Annotated in this window: 34 protein-coding genes and 1 pseudogene; 1 reads left to right on the top strand and 34 read right to left on the bottom strand. The window is 41.0% G+C overall.

Annotated elements, in window-relative coordinates:
- Positions 1-153: 153 nt before the first annotated feature.
- Positions 154-300: a hypothetical protein gene (locus MHI33_RS00925; protein ID WP_155758692.1), complete on the bottom strand. Its 147-nt coding sequence runs from the start codon at positions 298-300 to the stop codon at positions 154-156.
- Positions 297-1,409 (bottom strand): AimR family lysis-lysogeny pheromone receptor, encoded by a 1,113-nt coding sequence (locus tag MHI33_RS00920; protein WP_065097448.1) that lies wholly within the window; start codon positions 1,407-1,409, stop codon positions 297-299. Before MHI33_RS00920 ends, MHI33_RS00925 begins: the two co-directional genes overlap by 4 nt.
- Before the next feature lie 261 nt (positions 1,410-1,670).
- On the opposite strand from MHI33_RS00920, the gene MHI33_RS00915 reads away from it, so the two are divergent.
- Positions 1,671-2,696 carry a tyrosine-type recombinase/integrase gene (locus tag MHI33_RS00915; protein WP_065097449.1) on the top strand — a complete coding sequence of 342 codons (1,026 nt, stop codon included), beginning with the start codon at positions 1,671-1,673 and terminating at the stop codon, positions 2,694-2,696.
- 155 nt (positions 2,697-2,851) lie between these two features.
- Here the strand turns inward: MHI33_RS00915 and rpsI are convergent, their stop codons facing one another.
- From rpsI to rpsS, 32 genes and pseudogenes are all read right to left on the bottom strand, one after another.
- On the bottom strand, positions 2,852-3,244 hold the full coding sequence (rpsI, locus tag MHI33_RS00910) for a 30S ribosomal protein S9 (protein WP_003217273.1): 393 nt from the start codon (positions 3,242-3,244) through the stop codon (positions 2,852-2,854).
- Between the two features lie 20 nt (positions 3,245-3,264).
- The gene (rplM, locus tag MHI33_RS00905) at positions 3,265-3,702 is read right to left on the bottom strand and encodes a 50S ribosomal protein L13 (RefSeq protein WP_003217042.1); all 438 of its coding nucleotides are present in this window, start codon (positions 3,700-3,702) and stop codon (positions 3,265-3,267) included.
- A 166-nt stretch (positions 3,703-3,868) separates the two neighbouring features.
- Complete coding sequence (gene truA, locus MHI33_RS00900) at positions 3,869-4,612, bottom strand: tRNA pseudouridine(38-40) synthase TruA (RefSeq protein WP_106066802.1); 744 nt, start codon at positions 4,610-4,612, stop codon at positions 3,869-3,871.
- An 11-nt stretch (positions 4,613-4,623) separates the two neighbouring features.
- The gene (locus MHI33_RS00895; protein WP_044139647.1) at positions 4,624-5,421 is read right to left on the bottom strand and encodes an energy-coupling factor transporter transmembrane component T family protein; all 798 of its coding nucleotides are present in this window, start codon (positions 5,419-5,421) and stop codon (positions 4,624-4,626) included.
- Positions 5,418-6,287, bottom strand: coding sequence for an energy-coupling factor ABC transporter ATP-binding protein (locus MHI33_RS00890; RefSeq protein WP_340908343.1), 870 nt, complete (start codon positions 6,285-6,287; stop codon positions 5,418-5,420). The genes MHI33_RS00895 and MHI33_RS00890 overlap by 4 nt, the downstream gene beginning before the upstream one ends.
- The gene (locus MHI33_RS00885; protein ID WP_044139649.1) at positions 6,263-7,105 is read right to left on the bottom strand and encodes an energy-coupling factor ABC transporter ATP-binding protein; all 843 of its coding nucleotides are present in this window, start codon (positions 7,103-7,105) and stop codon (positions 6,263-6,265) included. The genes MHI33_RS00890 and MHI33_RS00885 overlap by 25 nt, the downstream gene beginning before the upstream one ends.
- Before the next feature lie 107 nt (positions 7,106-7,212).
- Positions 7,213-7,575 carry a 50S ribosomal protein L17 gene (rplQ, locus tag MHI33_RS00880; RefSeq protein WP_003216944.1) on the bottom strand — a complete coding sequence of 121 codons (363 nt, stop codon included), beginning with the start codon at positions 7,573-7,575 and terminating at the stop codon, positions 7,213-7,215.
- Positions 7,576-7,651: 76 nt separating this feature from the next.
- A complete protein-coding gene (locus MHI33_RS00875) occupies positions 7,652-8,596 on the bottom strand; it encodes a DNA-directed RNA polymerase subunit alpha (RefSeq protein WP_003217009.1) in 945 nt (314 codons plus the stop codon).
- A gap of 175 nt (positions 8,597-8,771) precedes the next feature.
- Positions 8,772-9,167 (bottom strand): 30S ribosomal protein S11, encoded by a 396-nt coding sequence (gene rpsK, locus MHI33_RS00870; RefSeq protein WP_003217231.1) that lies wholly within the window; start codon positions 9,165-9,167, stop codon positions 8,772-8,774.
- Between the two features lie 20 nt (positions 9,168-9,187).
- On the bottom strand, positions 9,188-9,553 hold the full coding sequence (gene rpsM, locus MHI33_RS00865) for a 30S ribosomal protein S13 (protein WP_003217023.1): 366 nt from the start codon (positions 9,551-9,553) through the stop codon (positions 9,188-9,190).
- 21 nt (positions 9,554-9,574) lie between these two features.
- Complete coding sequence (gene rpmJ / locus MHI33_RS00860; protein WP_003156543.1) at positions 9,575-9,688, bottom strand: 50S ribosomal protein L36; 114 nt, start codon at positions 9,686-9,688, stop codon at positions 9,575-9,577.
- Positions 9,689-9,719: 31 nt separating this feature from the next.
- Positions 9,720-9,938, bottom strand: coding sequence for a translation initiation factor IF-1 (gene infA, locus MHI33_RS00855; protein ID WP_003217190.1), 219 nt, complete (start codon positions 9,936-9,938; stop codon positions 9,720-9,722).
- Positions 9,916-10,223: pseudogene (locus MHI33_RS00850) on the bottom strand (KOW domain-containing RNA-binding protein). The gene infA and the pseudogene MHI33_RS00850 overlap by 23 nt, the downstream one beginning before the upstream one ends.
- Positions 10,224-10,250: 27 nt before the next feature.
- Positions 10,251-10,997 carry a type I methionyl aminopeptidase gene (gene map / locus MHI33_RS00845; protein WP_003217210.1) on the bottom strand — a complete coding sequence of 249 codons (747 nt, stop codon included), beginning with the start codon at positions 10,995-10,997 and terminating at the stop codon, positions 10,251-10,253.
- Complete coding sequence (locus MHI33_RS00840; protein WP_012008711.1) at positions 10,994-11,647, bottom strand: adenylate kinase; 654 nt, start codon at positions 11,645-11,647, stop codon at positions 10,994-10,996. Before MHI33_RS00840 ends, map begins: the two co-directional genes overlap by 4 nt.
- 55 nt (positions 11,648-11,702) lie before the next feature.
- Positions 11,703-12,995 (bottom strand): preprotein translocase subunit SecY, encoded by a 1,293-nt coding sequence (gene secY, locus MHI33_RS00835; RefSeq protein ID WP_044139651.1) that lies wholly within the window; start codon positions 12,993-12,995, stop codon positions 11,703-11,705.
- Position 12,996: 1 nt separating this feature from the next.
- Positions 12,997-13,437, bottom strand: coding sequence for a 50S ribosomal protein L15 (gene rplO / locus MHI33_RS00830; RefSeq protein WP_340908339.1), 441 nt, complete (start codon positions 13,435-13,437; stop codon positions 12,997-12,999).
- 30 nt (positions 13,438-13,467) lie between these two features.
- Complete coding sequence (gene rpmD, locus MHI33_RS00825) at positions 13,468-13,650, bottom strand: 50S ribosomal protein L30 (protein ID WP_003217067.1); 183 nt, start codon at positions 13,648-13,650, stop codon at positions 13,468-13,470.
- Between the two features lie 13 nt (positions 13,651-13,663).
- Positions 13,664-14,164, bottom strand: a complete 501-nt coding sequence (gene rpsE / locus MHI33_RS00820; protein ID WP_003217179.1) for a 30S ribosomal protein S5 — start codon at positions 14,162-14,164, stop codon at positions 13,664-13,666.
- Positions 14,165-14,188: 24 nt separating this feature from the next.
- On the bottom strand, positions 14,189-14,551 hold the full coding sequence (gene rplR / locus MHI33_RS00815) for a 50S ribosomal protein L18 (protein ID WP_012008708.1): 363 nt from the start codon (positions 14,549-14,551) through the stop codon (positions 14,189-14,191).
- A 32-nt stretch (positions 14,552-14,583) separates the two neighbouring features.
- Positions 14,584-15,120 carry a 50S ribosomal protein L6 gene (gene rplF / locus MHI33_RS00810; protein WP_126741734.1) on the bottom strand — a complete coding sequence of 179 codons (537 nt, stop codon included), beginning with the start codon at positions 15,118-15,120 and terminating at the stop codon, positions 14,584-14,586.
- A 31-nt stretch (positions 15,121-15,151) separates the two neighbouring features.
- Complete coding sequence (rpsH, locus tag MHI33_RS00805; protein WP_003217040.1) at positions 15,152-15,550, bottom strand: 30S ribosomal protein S8; 399 nt, start codon at positions 15,548-15,550, stop codon at positions 15,152-15,154.
- A gap of 31 nt (positions 15,551-15,581) precedes the next feature.
- Entirely contained in the window at positions 15,582-15,767 is a 186-nt protein-coding gene (gene rpsN, locus MHI33_RS00800; protein WP_008356542.1) for a 30S ribosomal protein S14, read from the bottom strand.
- Positions 15,768-15,789: 22 nt separating this feature from the next.
- Positions 15,790-16,329 carry a 50S ribosomal protein L5 gene (gene rplE / locus MHI33_RS00795; protein ID WP_340908335.1) on the bottom strand — a complete coding sequence of 180 codons (540 nt, stop codon included), beginning with the start codon at positions 16,327-16,329 and terminating at the stop codon, positions 15,790-15,792.
- A gap of 25 nt (positions 16,330-16,354) precedes the next feature.
- Positions 16,355-16,666 carry a 50S ribosomal protein L24 gene (rplX, locus tag MHI33_RS00790; RefSeq protein ID WP_003217151.1) on the bottom strand — a complete coding sequence of 104 codons (312 nt, stop codon included), beginning with the start codon at positions 16,664-16,666 and terminating at the stop codon, positions 16,355-16,357.
- A 35-nt stretch (positions 16,667-16,701) separates the two neighbouring features.
- Positions 16,702-17,070, bottom strand: a complete 369-nt coding sequence (rplN, locus tag MHI33_RS00785) for a 50S ribosomal protein L14 (RefSeq protein WP_003216882.1) — start codon at positions 17,068-17,070, stop codon at positions 16,702-16,704.
- A gap of 39 nt (positions 17,071-17,109) precedes the next feature.
- Complete coding sequence (gene rpsQ, locus MHI33_RS00780; protein ID WP_003216906.1) at positions 17,110-17,373, bottom strand: 30S ribosomal protein S17; 264 nt, start codon at positions 17,371-17,373, stop codon at positions 17,110-17,112.
- 25 nt (positions 17,374-17,398) lie between these two features.
- On the bottom strand, positions 17,399-17,599 hold the full coding sequence (gene rpmC, locus MHI33_RS00775) for a 50S ribosomal protein L29 (protein ID WP_003217155.1): 201 nt from the start codon (positions 17,597-17,599) through the stop codon (positions 17,399-17,401).
- On the bottom strand, positions 17,589-18,023 hold the full coding sequence (gene rplP / locus MHI33_RS00770) for a 50S ribosomal protein L16 (protein WP_003217039.1): 435 nt from the start codon (positions 18,021-18,023) through the stop codon (positions 17,589-17,591). The genes rpmC and rplP overlap by 11 nt, the downstream gene beginning before the upstream one ends.
- Before the next feature lies 1 nt (position 18,024).
- Entirely contained in the window at positions 18,025-18,681 is a 657-nt protein-coding gene (gene rpsC / locus MHI33_RS00765; protein WP_003217241.1) for a 30S ribosomal protein S3, read from the bottom strand.
- A 3-nt stretch (positions 18,682-18,684) separates the two neighbouring features.
- Entirely contained in the window at positions 18,685-19,026 is a 342-nt protein-coding gene (rplV, locus tag MHI33_RS00760) for a 50S ribosomal protein L22 (protein ID WP_007496316.1), read from the bottom strand.
- 17 nt (positions 19,027-19,043) lie between these two features.
- Positions 19,044-19,322 (bottom strand): 30S ribosomal protein S19, encoded by a 279-nt coding sequence (rpsS, locus tag MHI33_RS00755; RefSeq protein ID WP_003216920.1) that lies wholly within the window; start codon positions 19,320-19,322, stop codon positions 19,044-19,046.
- Positions 19,323-19,339: the final 17 nt, after the last annotated feature.

Below are 19,339 nucleotides of genomic sequence, written 5' to 3'. Positions count from 1 at the left end.
CCAACTTTTTAAAAAATTCTTCAAAACTCACTACCCTTTTCACTAAAAACAACTCCTTTCACATGTAACAATTTCCTTTTTTCTGAAAAATAAAATTATGAAATAGTCTGAAAAAACACCAAAGACGCTACCTTTTATAGGTAACGTCTTTTATTAAATAAAAAACTTTTCTTGTTCAATTGTTTTCACTTCTTTACTTTTCAAGCCAATTGGCGGGTCAACCATAGGTTTAAAGATTATTGAAGAAGATAAAGCAACTGTTAAAATCCCTACACCCATTACCACCTTAACAATTTTCATACAATCACCTCCTTTAATATAGATGATTCAAAGGAGTCTATCTTCAAAAGTTCTATTTTCGGTAACCTAGCTCGAAACACATCATTATTCCCTAAAAACAAATGCATAGATAGTAATAGTTTGACACAATTCTTTTCTTTAATTCCTTCAAATAAAAGAACATATGCTTGTTGTTCCTTATCGAGTTTTATTTGTGTTTTAGCTTCACCTATCAAAATTTTTATAAACGGATTCAAATAGTCAACTTCTTTACCCCACCAAAATTGGAGTATAGATATATTTTCTTTTATGTTATCTGCAACATTAAATCTTTCAATATCCTCATTTATGCTTAAACAATGATTTAAGTATTCATATGCCCTCTCATACGATTCCATCATATAAGATATTCCTAGTATAAAATAAGCTGTTGAGTCAAATGTAGGTCCCATACGAGAAACTAAAATTCTTTCAGAAGCTTGCCGAGCTAATTCAACATTGTCCTTAAATTTTAATGCTATATGTGATACAGCTTCATCCAGCCGAACCATAAAAGCCTTATAAATAAAGGGGTCAGAAATTTCAGAGATTTTTTCTTTGATTCCTTCAATGTAATAGTTAGCAATTTCTAAATTCTTATTATAAAAAAAACTGTACATTTCCAGTATCATTAATAAAGCTTCCATTTCAGCGCTGTGAGCTTTAAATTTCTTAAGTTCCGACAAAAATTCTCGCTCGTTATAGTCAGTCTGTTTAGCTTGAAACTGCCAATGATAAATTTGACTCCATTCCCTAACCTCTTCATTTTGATCAATAAGCCCTTTTTCGATTAAATGGCGGGATAGATCATGTATTCTTTTTACATGGGCATATTCCAAAGCAATTCTTTGATTTTTCTTTCTAGTTATATTCATAACATAACTAGTCATCAATTCAATTTCTTTTTCTGGCGCTAGCAATTGAACCAAATCTAAGACCATTGAAAAAGAAATTTCATGCCCACTAGAAAAGAACTTACTTAATTGACCTTCACTAATTCCAGTCTCTAATGAGACTTTTTTTTGTGTTAGTCCTTTTGACAAAATACTTTCTTTTAAATAATTCCGAATATTAATTTTATCATCAAGCATCCCATCACCATTTTTCGCTTAAATTTAACATATATCAAATAAAAAACATGTCGATATTTGACGATTAAATCACTTTTTCCAGTTGAATAATATGACTCGTTAGTGTTCAATATAGCACTTATAGTCATCTTTTTCAACTTATTTTGAACTGAATTATGATTTTTAGTCAACTTTTTGCTATAATCCTATGTAAATCATCTATTCCAAACATAAAAAATGACTAATATGACTCGATTCACAGTTTGAAAGGTGTGTCATATATTGAAAAATCCAAATGGATACGGTTCAGTTTATAAGTTATCTGGAAAAAGAAGAAAGCCTTGGGGTGTAAGAAAAACTATCGGGTGGGATGAAAACGGCAAGCAGCTATACCAGAATATTGGATACTATGCAGATCGTTCAGAAGCAATGATGGCACTAGCTGAATTCAATAAGAACCCATATACAACGGAGGCTTCCCAAGTCACTTTTGCCGAATTATTCGATTTATGGTCAAAAGAAAAGTTCAAAAAAGTCTCAAAATCAAATATAAACGGCTACAATGCTTCTTTTAAAATTTCTCAAACGTTACACAATATGAAATTTGTCGACATCAGAAAAACACACCTTCAAAAAGTAATTGATAATTGTAATAAAAGCCATGCGACATTAAGAAAAATAAAAGTACTATTCAACCAATTATTTAAACACGCACTTGAAAATGATCTTGTACAAAAAGATTACTCAAAATTTGTTGAAATCGGAGCGAACACCGAAGAAAGTAAGAGAAAGCCTTTCAGCAAAAACGAAGTAAGCACTTTATGGACTTGTGTAGATCGCATGGACTTTATAGATACCATTTTAATCATGATCTACACTGGTTTAAGACCAGGCGAACTTCTTTCAATAAAGAATGCCGAAATTGAATTAGATAAGCGAATCATGAGAGGTGGGAGCAAAACAAAGGCAGGCAAAAACAGAGTTATTCCTATCCATGAAAGAATTCTCCCTTTTATTGAAGCTCGTTACAACAAATCAAACGAATATTTAATTGTAAACCATGAAAATAAACAGATGAAATATTGGAATTACTATGAGGAGAAATGGAAAAAAATCATGGAACAATTAGAAATGGAACATAAGCCACATGATTGTAGACATACATTTGCTTCGAGAATGCATTTATACGGAGCAGATAAACTTTATATCAAAAGAATTATGGGACACGCTTCTAGTGACATTACAGACAAAGTTTACACGCACACAGATATTGAACAATTAATAGCCGCTGTTGATCTACTTAAATAAAAGGGTAAATGACCCTTTTATTTTCTCTGATTATTTGTCTATTACCTGTCTATTACTTGTCTATTACCAAGAAAATTTGATGGGTTTTCACAAGTCATTAATAATGAACAAACCCCACAACCATAGTGATTGTGGGGTTTGCATTTTGAACCAAATTAACGTTTTGAGAACTGAGGTGCGCGACGTGCGCCTTTAAGACCGTATTTCTTACGCTCTTTCATACGAGGGTCACGAGTAAGAAGTCCAGCACGTTTAAGTGATGTACGGTACTCAGGATCTACTTCTAGAAGAGCACGAGAGATACCGTGACGAATTGCTCCAGCTTGACCAGAGAATCCACCACCGTGAACAGTTACAAGAACATCGTAGCTGTTAGCTGTTTCTGTGATGTTCAAAGGCTGTTTCACGTCTTCGATTAAAGCAGCGAATGGAATGTATTCAGTAATTTCACGATTATTAACGACGATACGGCCTTCACCTGGAACTAAGCGAACGCGCGCTACAGAACTTTTACGACGACCTGTACCGTAATATTGAACCTGTGCCAAATTGTTAACCTCCCTTATAATTAACCGCGAAGTTCGTAAACTTCAGGTTGTTGTGCTTGATGTGGATGCTCAGAACCACGGTACACATTTAATTTTTTGAACATTTGACGGCCTAATGGACCCTTTGGAAGCATACCTTTGATAGCAAGCTCCAACATTTTTTCAGGGTAGTTTGTACGCATCTCAAGAGCAGTTCTTTGTTTCAAACCACCTGGGTGCATAGTGTGACGGTAGTAAATTTTGTCCGTCAATTTCTTACCTGTTAATTCGATTTTCTCAGCATTGATGATGATGACGTGATCACCTGTATCAACGTGTGGTGTATAAGTTGGTTTGTGCTTACCGCGCAAAAGTGATGCTACTTCAGTAGAAAGACGACCTAGAGTCTTGCCTGCCGCATCAACAACTAGCCATTTGCGCTCAATTGTGCTTGCGTTCGCCATTGGTGTTGTACGCATGAGTTTCCCTCCTAAATAAATCAATAATTTTTCCTTGAATCAAATGCTACGTTCTATTTCAAAACACAAGATAAGTCTTCCGGGGCTTATTTGTGGGGTTGAAATACATACCATATGATATCTTATAACTTTCTGCTTCCTGTGTCAAGAACATGTTACACCTGGTTTAGTTGTCATAGAAAACTTCCCATAAATACAGTCCGTGACTAGGCGCAGTCTTGCCTGCCGCTTCGCGATTTCGGGCGGCAAGCATGGCTTTTATCTCATCAGGGTGAAATTTACCAGATCCGATTTCAAGTAACGTTCCAGCGATAATTCGCACCATGTTGTATAAAAAGCCATTTCCTTTCACACGCATTTCAAGCCCGTCTGAGACGTTTTTCCACTCGAGGGTGTAAATATCCCTCACCTTGTCCTGAACCTCTGTATTGGCCGCACAAAAGCTTGTGAAGTCGTGTGTGCCAATGAGGTGTCCAGCAGCTTCTCTCATTTTGTCTGCATCCAGCCGGTAAGGGAAGTGGCAGGCATACTGTCTCGTGAACACATTTTGGTGCGTTTCCGTTGAGACCTTATAACGGTACTCCTTCGAAACGACACTAAAACGTGCATGAAACGACTCATCCACTTCCTCAGCCTTTAGAACTCTGATGTCATCCGGCAGGAGACTATTGAGGGCAAAAGGCCATCTTTCCATCGGAATCGAAAGCGGCGTGTCGAAATGGATGACCTGCCCCTTCGCATGGACGCCGCTGTCCGTCCGGCCAGAAGCCACAATCGGAATCAGTTCATCCTGTTTGTGCATTCTTGCAAGAGCCGACTCGATCTCCATCTGAACAGTTCGCTGCCCAGGCTGCACCTGATAGCCTTTAAAGTGTGTTCCATCGTAGGATACGGTACATTTGACCTTCATCTAGGAATCACCTAATTTCTCAGAAGCACAAGGAGTGCTGTTAACAGGATGAATAGGAGCAGTGTGAACGTGTCTTTCATGCCCCAGACAAGCTGACGGTATTTCGTCCGCCCTTCTCCTCCGCGGTAGCCTCTCGCTTCCATAGCGGTCGCCAGTTCCTCTGCACGCTTAAACGCACTGACGAACAGCGGGACAAGTAAAGGAACGATGGCTTTCATGCGATCTTTAAGAGGTCCGCTTGTAAAATCAACACCTCTTGCCATTTGCGCCTTCATGATTTTGTCCGTCTCTTCTAGTAAAGTTGGAATAAACCGAAGAGAGATGGACATCATGAGAGCAAGCTCATGAACGGGCAGTTTGATTTTACGGAATGGGTGAAGCAGCTTTTCCATACCGTCTGTCACTTCTATAGGCGTTGTGGTTAACGTCAGAAGTGTCGTCATCATGATGAGATAGACAAAACGGAGAGAAATGAAAATCCCCTGCTTTAGACCTTCTTCATAAATATTTAAAAAACCAAAGTGAAATAGCAAGGCGCCATCCTTTGTCATAAAAATATGCAGAATGAAGGTAAACAGGACAATCCACAGGATCGGCTTCATTCCTTTGAGAATAAAGTATAGCGGCACCTGAGAAACCATCACCACAAGAAGGGTAAAGACACCTAAAAGCCCGTAAGTGATGTAATTATTAGCAAAAAAGACAATAAAGACAAAAAAGAAAATTGATAACAGCTTTGTCCTTGGATCAAGACGATGGACAAAGGATGAACCTGGCACATATTTGCCGATAATCATACTATCCATCATAATGTCGTGTCCTCCTGATAAAGAGCTGTTAAAGCTTCTGCCATTTCATCCATGGTCAGAAGCGGTCTTGGAAACGTAATGCCCAGCTTTTCTTCTACAGTCTGCTGGAATTTAATCGTTTCTGGGAGGTCGAGACCAAACGAAGACATATCTGTACGATTGGCAAACAATTCTATCGGCGTACCTGTCGCCTTCACCGTTCCTTTATGCATCACAATCATTTGATCCGCATAATGAGCAGCGTCCTCCATACTGTGTGTAACCAGAATCGTGGTGAGGTTTGCCTTTTGATGAAGCTCATAGAACATGTCCATGATTTCCTTTCGTCCGCGTGGATCTAACCCTGCAGTCGGCTCATCCAGCACAAGCACTTCTGGCTCCATCGCTAGAACACCTGCAATCGCCACACGTCTCATTTGACCGCCGCTTAGTTCAAAGGGAGATCGAGATAATAGGGATTCAGGAAGACCAACTAGCTTCAGCATTTCCTTCGCCTTTGCTTCTGCCTTTTCCTGAGGAACACCGAAATTCATCGGACCAAAGCAGATATCCTTAAGGATCGTTTCTTCAAAGAGCTGATGCTCAGGAAACTGAAACACGATGCCTACTTTTTTCCGGAGGGACTTTAAATCCTTCTGCTTTTTATTGGCTTGTAAGACGGTATCTCCAAGCGCAATGCTCCCCTTCGTTGGTTTGAGCAAGCCATTTAAATGCTGCAACAACGTGGACTTTCCAGAGCCCGTATGACCAATGACAGCGACATAGCTGCCCTCTTGGATAGAAGCATTGACATCATACAAAGCGAGACGCTCAAACGGCGTTTTCATTTGATAACGATGCTCTAATTCTTTGATCGTAATGTCCATAGCTCTTTCACCAATCCTTCTTGTGTCAAATGGGCATTTGCAAGCGGTACACCTTGCTGCTTCAATTGTTTGCTCAACCGATAGGAAAATGGCAGATCAAGTCCAATTTGAACTAGCTGTTCGTCTAGTTCAAATACTTCCTCTGGGGTTCCCTCGGCAAATTTTTTCCCGTCATTCATGACAATGACCCGATCTGCCTTGGCGGCCTCGTCTAAATCATGTGTGATGGAAATGACTGTGACCGTCCCTTGTTCCTTCAATAGTCTAACAGTCTCTAACACTTCTTCACGGCCAATCGGATCAAGCATCGATGTTGCTTCATCCAAGATCATAATGTCAGGGCTTGCGGCAAGTACACCTGCAATGGCGACTCTCTGCTTTTGCCCGCCTGATAGATGGTGCGGCTCTTGATCAAGAAACTCCTGCATATTGACCTGTTTGACAGCCCAATCTACACGTTCTATCATCAATTCCCGCTCAACCCCGTTATTTTCTAAACCAAAAGCCACATCATCACGAACCGTTGAGCCAACGAATTGGTTATCTGGGTTTTGAAAGACCATTCCGACCTTTTTGCGAATATCCCAGACACTCTCTTCTTTCAGCTCAATCTCTCCAACCTTGACCGTTCCAGCATCCGGTAAAATGAGCCCATTCAGTACACGGGCAAGTGTGGATTTACCTGAACCGTTATGACCAACAATGGCGAGCCATTCATTTTGATTCACATGCAATGACACTTGATCTAAAGCGGGCTTGTCCGCATCCTTGTGATAACGAAATACAATGTCCTTTACGTCAATTAATGTCTTCCCCATCTCTACCGGACCTCCTCTTGCTTATTGTTAAAAAGCCGTAGTATCTAAAAAAGGGCATAGATCCAGTTATGAACTGTCCCGCCCTTTCTTAGATACACGCTATGTGATTAAACTAATTCAATGACAGCCATTGGTGCGCCATCGCCGCGACGAGGTCCAAGCTTCATGATACGAGTGTATCCACCTTGGCGATCTTCGTAGCGAGTTGCAACGTCAGCGAATAATTTTTGAAGTGCATCTTGGTTTGTTTCAGCATTAGCTACTTCATTACGAATGTAAGCTGCAGCTTGACGGCGAGCATGAAGATCTCCGCGTTTGCCAAGAGTGATCATTTTTTCAACTACAGAGCGAAGTTCTTTCGCACGTGTTTCAGTTGTTTCGATGCGTTCGTTGATGATCAAATCAGTCGTTAGGTCACGAAGCATTGCTTTACGTTGTGCACTAGTGCGTCCTAGCTTTCTGTATGCCATGTGATGTCCCCTCCTTAGTTAGAGAATGCTGTATGAATAAAAAACACACGAAAATCCTAGTTCACAATGAAACTAGTCAATCGTCTTTACGAAGACCCAGTCCAAGTTCTTCTAGTTTCGCTTTCACTTCTTCAAGAGATTTACGTCCAAGGTTACGCACTTTCATCATATCCTCTTCTGTCTTGTTAGCAAGCTCTTGAACAGTGTTAATACCCGCACGCTTCAAACAGTTGTAAGAACGAACAGAAAGATCAAGCTCTTCAATTGTCATTTCAAGCACTTTTTCTTTTTGGTCTTCTTCTTTCTCAACCATGATTTCAGCATGCTGAGCTTCGTCAGTTAACCCAACGAAAATATTCAGGTGTTCAGTTAAAATCTTAGAACCTAGAGCGATCGCTTCTTTCGGTCCTGTGCTTCCATCAGTCCATACATCTAGTGTTAATTTATCATAGTTTGTGATTTGCCCAACACGGGTGTTCTCCACTTGATAAGTCACACGAGATACAGGTGTATAGATTGAGTCGATCGGAATCACACCGATTGGCTGATCGTCTCTTTTGTTTGCATCAGCAGGATTATACCCGCGACCTCTTTGTGCAGTTAAGCGAACACGGAAGCTCGCATTCTTGCCAAGAGTTGCGATGTGGAGATCTGGATTTAAGATTTCAATATCGCTGTCGTGTGTAATATCAGCAGCTGTTACAGTACCTTCATCTTGTACATCAATTTCAAGCGTCTTCTCTTCTTCAGAGTAGATTTTGAGTGCAAGCTTTTTAATGTTTAAGATAATCGTTGTAACATCTTCAACCACGCCTTCGATCGTTGAGAATTCGTGTAAGACACCATCTATCTGGATCGATGTTACAGCTGCACCAGGAAGTGAGGATAAAAGGATACGACGAAGGGAGTTCCCTAAAGTGGTACCATATCCACGCTCAAGTGGCTCTACGACAAACTTGCCATACTTGGCATCGTCGCTGATTTCAACCGTTTCGATTTTTGGTTTTTCAATTTCGATCATCTAATAAAACCCTCCTTCAAAACGTCGAAACCTCGAATAGAATCATATGAGATTCCATCCGAAATTCCTCATTGTTTAGTCCCGTATGTGCTCAGGCAACGAGTCGTGTATTCGTCTCATAAATAACTGTATCATAACCCATTATTGACAGGGACACAAAATCTATACAAACAAATTACACGCGGCGACGTTTTGGTGGACGGCATCCGTTATGAGGAACTGGAGTTACGTCTCTGATTGCAGTAACTTCAAGACCTGCAGCTTGAAGTGCACGAATTGCAGCTTCACGACCAGAACCAGGACCTTTAACAGTTACTTCAAGTGTTTTAAGACCATGTTCGATAGAACCTTTAGCAGCAGTTTCAGCAGCCATTTGTGCAGCGAAAGGAGTAGATTTACGAGAACCTCTGAATCCTAATGCACCAGCACTTGACCAAGAAATTGCGTTTCCATGAACATCAGTAATCGTTACAATCGTGTTGTTGAAAGTGGAACGAATATGAGCGATTCCAGCTTCAATATTCTTTTTCACGCGACGTTTACGCGTATTTTGTTTACGAGCAGCAGCCATTCTTTAACTACCTCCTTTACTTATTTTTTCTTGTTAGCTACAGTACGACGCGGACCTTTACGAGTACGCGCGTTGTTTTTTGTGTTTTGTCCACGAACAGGAAGTCCTCTACGATGACGGATTCCGCGGTAGCTTCCGATTTCAATTAGACGCTTAATGTTAAGTGAAACTTCACGACGAAGGTCACCTTCTACTTTAAGTTTGTCAATGATATCACGGATTTTACCAAGTTCGTCTTCAGTTAGATCGCGAACGCGAGTGTCTTCAGAAACACCTGCTTCTTTAAGGACTTGTTGCGCAGTCGTACGACCAATTCCAAAAACATATGTTAAAGAAATGACAACACGTTTATCACGTGGAATATCTACACCAGCAATACGAGCCATGATTTGGGCACCTCCTTGTTATTAGCCTTGTTTTTGTTTATGTTTTGGGTTTTCACAGATCACCATTACTTTTCCTTTTCTGCGAATAACTTTACATTTTTCACAGATAGGTTTAACAGATGGTCTCACTTTCATGTGTTTCCAACCTCCTTCTTCCGGAGTTGCTTTATTTGTAACGGTACGTAATTCTACCACGAGTTAAGTCATATGGAGATAATTCTACCGTAACTTTGTCTCCAGGTAAAATGCGAATGAAGTGCATACGGATTTTTCCTGATACATGAGCCAAAACTGTATGACCATTCTCTAGTTCAACTTTGAACATTGCATTTGGCAAAGTTTCTGCTACAGTACCTTCCACTTCAATTACATCGTCTTTCGCCATTCAAGTGTTCTCCCTTCTTCAAATCAGTAACTTGCTCTCTGACAAATGTCCAAATGAGTTCATCTCAATTGTCCATCTATCACCCGACCTGTTTTGAATATACTGTTCTGAACTTCCGGAGATACGCAACCATAAAAGGTTATATGATTGATATTTTTTCTTAGGAGAATGAAATTTACGCTTTTCTCCGTCTGCGATTAGTACATGGTCAACACCGAACATGCCGATGACACCTGTATACTGATCTTGTTCTTTCCTTTGGACTATACAGACAACCTGCCCGATTTGGGCCTGAAAGGCTTCAGTGAAGACCTAAATCTTAGTCAGTATATCAAAACCTGTATCTGTAATCGCAATCGTATGCTCAAAGTGAGCACACTTTTTCCCATCAACCGTTACAACCGTCCAGTTATCAGCCAATGTTTTCACATATCGGCTGCCTGCGTTCACCATCGGTTCGATGGCCAACACCATTCCAGGTTTTAGCCGCGGGCCTTTGTTGGGCGGACCATAATGAGGAATTTGAGGGTCCTCATGAAGATCCTGTCCGACCCCATGTCCAACATATTCTCTAACAACTGAGAAATTCTCGTTTTCTACATACGTTTGTATGGCATGGGAAATGTTCGACAGACGTTCGCCTGGCTTTGCTTCCTGTAAGCCTTTATATAGAGATTCCTCTGTGACTTCCAGTAGTTTGCGGTCTTCATCACTGATTACCCCAACTGGATAAGTCCAAGCAGAGTCACCATGATAGCCATTTAACTTTGCGCCAATATCGATACTAATGATGTCACCATCACGTAAAACCCGTTTACCAGGAATACCGTGAACGAGTTCTTCATTCACCGAAACGCAAATGCTCCCGCGAAAACCATTATACCCTTTAAAAGATGGGATTGCACCCTGCTTTGTAATAAAACGTTCGGCAATTTGATCCAATTCTTTTGTCGAAATACCTGGTTTTATATGTTTCTTCAGCTCTTCATGAGTCAGTGCGACAATGCGTCCAGCTTCTCTCATAATCTCAAGCTCGCGAGGAGTTTTACAGATAATCATTTATTTAATCCCCCAAGCAGGTCCTTGATATCTGCATATACATCGTTAATGTGTTTTGCACCATCAATGTTTGCAAGATATCCTTTTTCTGAATAGAAGTTCAGTAAAGGTTCAGTCTGCTTTAAGTTTACTTCAAGTCTAGTCGAAACGGTTTCTGCATTATCATCTGCACGTTGATAAAGCTCGCCTCCACACTTATCGCAAACATTTTCTTTCGCAGGTGGATTGAATACTAAATGATAGGTTGCTCCGCAATTTTTGCAAATTCTTCGGCCAGTCAGACGCTCCATCAAAGCATCTTTATCGACTTTAATATTAATGACATAATCAATCGTTCTGCCAAGGTCCTTTAGAATGTCTTCTAAAGCTTCAGCCTGAGCGACTGTTCGCGGAAATCCGTCCAGAAGAAAACCTTGTTCACAATCATTTTTGCCAAGTCTTTCTCTAACAATACCGATTGTGACCTCATCAGGAACAAGCTCTCCTTTATCGATAAAGGATTTTGCTTCGAGCCCAAGTTGTGTCTCCTCTTTCATAGCAGCGCGGAACATATCTCCTGTTGAGATATGAGGGATCCCATAATCATCAACAATTCGTTCTGCCTGAGTGCCTTTACCAGCACCCGGAAGCCCCATTAAGACTAAGTTCATTTCGGATTTCCCCTTCCTTACTTAGAGAGGTTGGGCAGGAGCCCAGCCCTCTGTTTTATTTCATAAATCCACGGTAGTTTCGTTTCACTAATTGGCTTTCAAGCTGTTTCATTGTTTCAAGTGCAACACCTACAACAATGAGAAGACTTGTGCCACCAATTTGTGCAGCGGAAGGTAATCCAGCGAATTGAATGAAAAAGATAGGAAGTATTGAAATCACGGCTAAGAAAATGGCGCCCACGAACGTGAGTCGGTACAAAATGCTCGTAATTCTATCTTGAGTCATTTTCCCTGGACGAACTCCCGGGATATAGCCACCCTGCTTTTGCAGATTTTCAGCCATTTGTTCAGGATTCACTTGGACAAAGGCATAAAAATATGTGAAAGCAACAATCAGTGCTACATAAATCGTCATACCGATTGGCTTAGTATAGTCAAAGTTGTTGGTTATCCAAGTTGTCACATTATTGGTTCCGAAGAACGATGCGACCGTCTGCGGAGTAATAATGAATGAAACGGCAAAGATGACTGGAATCACCCCTGCTGGATTCACTTTCAATGGAAGGTGCGTTGCTTGACTAGCAGACATTTGTGCACGGCCAGTTCCTTTTGAATATTGAATCGCAATCTTTCTCACTGCCATTTGAATGTAAATAACACCGACAACAATGACAAGAATAGCAATGACAATAAGGGCAATTTTCAGGATTTGCATGAACAGCTGTCCATCTCCACCTACAAATTGCTGAGCGTACACTTGTTTTAATGTTTGAGGGATACCTGCGATGATACCGGCAAAGATAATAATCGAAATACCGTTACCAACACCGTGAGCAGTAATCTGCTCTCCCAGCCACATTAAAAATGCTGTTCCCGCAGTGAGTACGACCGCAATTAAGAGGTACGTTGAAACACCTGGGTTTTCAATCAGCATGCCTCCTGCCATATTGTTGAATCCATATGACATTCCTAACGCCTGGATAAAACCTAGAACAATTGTAAAATACCTTGTGAATTGTGCTAATTTTCGGCGGCCAACCTCTCCTTGCTTTGACCACTCAGTGAACTTCGGAACAACATCCATCTGCAAGAGCTGAATGATGATCGAAGCAGTGATATACGGCATAATCCCCATTGCAAGAATGGAGAATTGGAAAAGTGCCCCGCCCCCAAACGTGTTGAGGATCCCGAAAACACTCATTTGATCCTGTGCCTGGAGAACTTCGGCGTTCACATTAGGCACAGGGATGAAAGCACCTATACGAAAGACGATTAACATTAAAAGAGTGAATATAATCTTATTCCGTATATCTTTCACGCGCATAAAATTGGAGATTGTCTTAAACAAGTTAGATCACCTCGGCTGTACCGCCAGCAGCTTCAATCGCTTCTTTAGCAGAAGCAGAGAATTTATTGGCTTTTACAGTTAATTTTTTTTCTAATTTACCGTTGCCAAGAATTTTTACTCCTGCTTTTAACTTGCTTATTGCACCAGTCTCTAGAAGAAGTTCAGGAGTTACTTCCGTTCCTTCGTCAAAACTGTTTAATCTGTCTAAGTTGATTACCGAGTAATCTTTACGGTTGATGTTTGTAAAACCACGTTTTGGAAGACGTTGGAATAAAGGCATCTGACCACCTTCGAAACCAGGGCGTACACCGCCGCCAGAACGAGCGTTTTGACCTTTATGACCTTTACCAGAAGTTTTACCGTTACCTGATCCAATACCACGACCAACACGGTTGCGTACTTTACGTGAACCTTCTGAAGGCTTCAATTCATGAAGTTTCATTTGGGCACCTCCTTATCGATTAAAAATGTTTTATTGTTCTTTAACAGAAACTAAATGAGACACCTTGTTAATCATGCCGCGGATCGCTGCATTGTCTTCATGTACGACTGTTTGGTTTGTTTTCTTAAGACCAAGAGTACGAACAGTGACACGCTGATCTTCTGGGCGACCGATTACACTGCGTTTGAGGGTAATTTCTAATTTATTTGCCATTAATGTTCCCTCCTTATCCTAACAGGTCTTCTACAGATTTTCCACGAAGCTTCGCAACGTCTTCAGCACGTTTAAGTTCACTTAAACCCTGAAGTGTTGCGCGGATCATGTTGATCGGTGTATTAGAACCTAGAGATTTAGAAAGGATATCAGCTAGACCAGCAAGCTCAAGAACCGCACGCACTGGGCCTCCAGCGATAACTCCTGTACCTTCTGAAGCAGGCTTCAATAGAACGTTTCCTGCACCGAATCGACCGATGATTTCATGTGGAATTGTAGTTCCAACCATTGGTACTTCAATTAAATTCTTTTTCGCATCTTCAACAGCTTTGCGGATCGCTTCTGGTACTTCTTGTGCTTTACCAGTACCGAAACCTACATGACCGTTTTTGTCACCGACAACAACTAAAGCTGCAAAACGGAAACGACGTCCACCTTTAACAACTTTCGCTACGCGGTTAACCGTAACTAAGCGTTCTTCTAACTCTAATTTGCTTTGGTCAATACGACTCATTCGGATGTGTCCCTCCTTCTTTTATTAAAATTTAAGTCCAGCCTCACGAGCAGCTTCAGCTAGAGCTTTTACACGTCCATGATATAAGTATCCTCCGCGGTCAAATACCACGTTAGAGATTCCTTTTTCAACAGCACGTTTTGCAACAAGTTCGCCAACTTTAGTAGCAGCTGCAGCGTCAGAACTATTCTCGATCTTTAAATCTTTATCAAGAGTAGAAGCACTTACAAGTGTTACACCGTTAACATCATCAATTACTTGAGCGTAGATGTTCTTGTTAGAACGGAAAACGTTAAGGCGAGGTCTTTCAGCAGTACCTGAAAGTTTCGCACGAACACGAGCGTGTCTTTTAAGACGAGTAGCGTTTTTACTAGTTTTCGTAATCATCCGAGTCACTCCTTTCTTCACATTAAGCGATCTTACTTACCAGTTTTTCCTTCTTTACGGCGAACGAATTCACCTTCGTAACGAATTCCTTTACCTTTGTAAGGCTCTGGAGAACGGACAGCGCGGATGTTAGAAGCTAGAGCTCCCACACGCTCTTTATCGATACCTTTAATGACTACTTTCGTTTGAGATGGAACTTCGACTTCAACTCCATCCTCAGGAACGATTTCAACTGGATGAGAGTATCCAACGTTAAGAACAAGTTTGTTTCCAGATTTAGCTGCACGGTAACCGACACCGATAAGTTCTAAACCTCTTTCGAAACCTTTAGATACACCTTCAACCATGTTTGCAATTAAGCTACGTGTTGTACCATGTAATGCACGGTGTTCTTTATGATCAGACGGACGGCTTACAGTTAAGACGCTGTCCTCAATTTTAATTTCCATATCAGGGTGAAATGTACGAGTTAGTTCACCTTTTGGTCCCTTTACTGTCACTGTGTTATCGTTGTTTGTCACAGTAACTCCTGAAGGGATCTCGATTAGTTTTTTACCTATACGAGACATACCAAGCACCTCCATTCATCTTAAACTTTTTTTACCATACGTAAGCAAGTACTTCTCCACCAGCTTGTTTAGCACGGGCTTCTTTGTCCGATAAAACACCTTGTGATGTAGAAATAATTGCGATTCCAAGTCCGTTAAGTACACGTGGTACTTCATTTGATTTCGCATATACACGTAAACCAGGTTTACTGATTCTTTTTAGACCAGTGATAACACGTTCGTTGTTTTGGCCATATTTAAGGAACATACGAATAATTCCTTGTTTGCTGTCTTCAACATATTCAACGTCACGGATAAAACCTTCACGCTTTAAGATTTCAGCAATTTCTCTTTTGATTTTGGAAGCCGGTACTTCTAGCTTCTCATGACGTACCATGTTCGCATTGCGAATACGAGTCAGCAAATCTGCAATCGGATCTGTCATAACCATTATTTAATAACCTCCTTCCCATTTATGGGGATTACCAGCTGGCTTTTTTAACGCCAGGAATTTGTCCTTTATATGCAAGTTCGCGGAAACAAATACGGCAAAGTTTAAACTTGCGAATTACTGAATGTGGACGTCCACAACGTTCGCAGCGCGTATACTCTTGAACTTTAAACTTTTGTTTGCGTTGTTGTTTCGCAATCATAGACTTTTTAGCCACGATTTCGCCTCCCTTTCATTGATTATTTCTGGAACGGCATACCTACTTGAGTTAATAACTCACGTGCTTCTTCGTCCGTATTGGCAGTCGTAACGATAACGATATCCATACCGCGGACTTTTGTTACTTTATCGTAATCAATTTCTGGGAAGATTAACTGTTCTTTAATACCAAGCGTGTAGTTTCCACGACCGTCGAAAGATTTCTTAGAAATCCCGCGGAAGTCACGTACACGTGGTAAAGATACAGAAATAAGTTTATCAAGGAAATCGTACATGCGCTCTCCGCGAAGTGTTACTTTCGCACCGATTGGCATTCCTTCACGTAGACGGAATCCAGCAATAGAATTCTTCGCACGAGTAACGACAGGTTTTTGACCAGCGATAAACGTTAATTCTTCAACAGCAGTATCGATTGCTTTAGCGTTTTGAACGGCGTCACCAACACCCATGTTGATCACGATTTTTTCGATTTTTGGCACTTGCATTACTGATTTGTATTCAAACTTAGAAACTAATGCAGGTGTAATTTCTTTTACATACTTTTCTTTAAGGCGGTTCATGAGAAAGACCTCCCTTCCTTATTTACTATTTATCTAGAACTTGCCCAGATTTTTTCGCTACACGGACTTTCTTTCCGTCCTCAACTTTATACCCAACACGTGTCACTTCACCCGTTTTAGGATCAAGCGGCATTACGTTTGATACGTGGATCGGCGCTTCTTGTTCAGAAATTCCGCCCTGAGGGTTAGCTTGGGTTGGTTTAGAGTGTTTTTTCACAAGGTTAATACCTTCTACTAAAACACGGTCATTCTTAGGGAAAGCAGCAAGGATGACTCCTTGTTTACCTTTATCTTTACCAGAGATAACCACTACTTTATCGCCCTTTTTAACATGCATTTAATCGCACCTCCTTGAGTCGCGGATTGTATTCATTAAAGTACTTCTGGTGCTAGAGAAACAATTTTCATATAGTTGTTTTCACGAAGTTCACGTGCTACTGGTCCGAAGATACGAGTTCCACGTGGGCTCTTGTCGTCACGGATAATGACACATGCATTTTCATCGAAGCTGATGTAAGATCCATCGTTTCTGCGAGCTCCGCTCTTTGTACGAACGATAACTGCTTTCACAACTTCACCTTTTTTGACAACGCCTCCTGGTGTTGCTTGTTTAACCGTACAAACAATGACATCACCGATGTTAGCCGTCTTACGTCCAGAGCCACCAAGAACTTTAATCGTTAGTACTTCGCGTGCGCCAGAGTTGTCAGCTACTTTTAAACGAGTCTCCTGTTGAATCATTAATGTTACCTCCTTTCGGAAAAAGAAATCCGAACTTTATTAGATAATAACGGCTTCTTCGACAACTTCAACTAGACGAAAGCGTTTAGTCGCAGATAAAGGACGAGTTTCCATGACCTTTACGATGTCTCCGATTTTTGCTTGGTTGTTTTCATCATGTGCTTTGAACTTCTTAGAGTATCTTACACGTTTGCCATAAAGTGAATGCTTTTTGTATGTTTCAACTACAACAGTGATGGTTTTATCCATTTTGTCAGAAACAACACGACCTTGATACACTTTACGTTGGTTACGTTCGCTCATGTTTGCGGGGCCTCCCCTCTAATTATTATTTATTAGCAGCGATTTCTCTTTGACGAATCACAGTTTTCATGCGTGCGATTGATTTACGCACTTCACGAATGCGAGCAGTGTTTTCAAGTTGCCCAGTCGCTAATTGGAAACGAAGATTGAAAAGTTCTTCTTTAAGAGACTTTACTTTTTGTTCAATTTCAGCAGTGGTAAGGTCACGAATTTCATTAGCTTTCATTTGATTCACCACCAATTTCTTCACGTTTTACGAACTTCGTTTTAATTGGCAATTTGTGAGATGCAAGACGAAGAGCTTCACGAGCAACTTCTTCAGACACACCAGAAATTTCAAATAAAACTTTGCCTGGTTTTACTACAGCTACCCATCCTTCTGGAGCACCTTTACCGGAACCCATGCGGACCTCTAGAGGTTTAGCTGTGTATGGCTTAGAAGGGAAAATTTTAATCCAAACTTTACCGCCACGTTTCATGTAACGAGTCATAGCAATACGAGCAGCTTCGATTTGGCGGTTCGTGATCCAAGAAGCTTCTTGAGCTTGGATACCGTACTCACCGAAATGTACTTCAGTACCACCTTTTGCACGACCACGCATTTTTCCACGATGTTCTCTGCGATACTTCACGCGTTTTGGCAATAACATATTATTTTCCTCCTTCCGCAGTATTCTTCTTAGTTGGAAGGACTTCTCCACGATAGATCCATACTTTTACGCCAAGCTTACCATAAGTAGTGTCAGCTTCAGCAGTAGCATAGTCGATGTCAGCACGAAGTGTGTGCAACGGAACAGTACCTTCACTGTAATATTCAGAACGAGCAATATCTGCACCGCCAAGACGACCAGAAACCATTGTTTTGATTCCTTGTGCTCCAGCACGCATTGTGCGTTGGATTGTTTGTTTTTGTGCACGACGGAATGAAATACGATTTTCAAGTTGACGAGCGATGTTTTCAGCAACTAGCTGAGCATCAAGATCTGCTCTTTTGATTTCAAGAATGTTGATGTGTACACGTTTGCCAGTTAGGCTGTTAAGAGCTTTACGAAGTGCTTCAACTTCAGATCCGCCTTTACCAATTACCATACCTGGTTTAGCCGTGTGGATTGTGATATTTACGCGGTTTGCAGCACGTTCGATTTCTACTTTAGAAACAGACGCGTCAGACAAACGCTTGCTGATGAATTCACGGATTTTCAAGTCTTCATGTAAGAAGTCAGCGTAATCTTTTCCTGCGAACCATTTAGATTCCCAATCACGAATGACGCCAATACGAAGACCTACTGGATTTACCTTTTGACCCACGGATTATCCCTCCTTCTTTTCTGATACAACGATTGTAATGTGGCTAGTACGTTTGTTAATTGCGCTCGCACGACCCATAGCACGTGGACGGAATCTCTTAAGTGTTGGACCTTCGTCAACGAATGCTTGAGTAATCACTAGGCTGTTAGCGTCCAACTCGTAGTTGTGCTCAGCATTTGCGATAGCAGATTTTAATACTTTTTCAATAATTGGTGAAGCAGCCTTAGGTGTAAGGTTTAAGATAGAAACTGCTTCTCCTACTTGCTTACCTCGGATCAGGTCCATTACTAGACGTGCTTTACGAGGAGCAATACGGACTGTTCTTGCGACAGCTTTAGCTTGCATTTAAAAGCCTCCTCTCATTAGCGTCTTGTTTTTTTATCGTCACTAGCATGACCTTTGTAAGTACGGCTTGGTGCGAATTCGCCCAATTTGTGACCTACCATATCTTCAGAAATGAAAACAGGTACATGTTTGCGTCCGTCATAGACAGCGATTGTGTGACCGATGAATTGTGGGAAAATTGTAGAACGACGAGACCAAGTTTTTACGACTTGCTTTTTGTCAGTTTCATTCAATTTCTCGACTTTAGCCATCAAATGATCATCAACAAATGGTCCTTTTTTTAAGCTGCGAGCCATTGTGGAACCTCCCTTCG

It is taken from the genome of Bacillus sp. FSL K6-2971 (assembly GCF_038006405.1).
Classification (GTDB): Bacteria; Bacillota; Bacilli; order Bacillales; family Bacillaceae; genus Bacillus; species Bacillus pumilus.
Note: the sequence above shows the minus strand (reverse complement) of the source record. Positions and strands in the feature narration are given on the sequence as shown.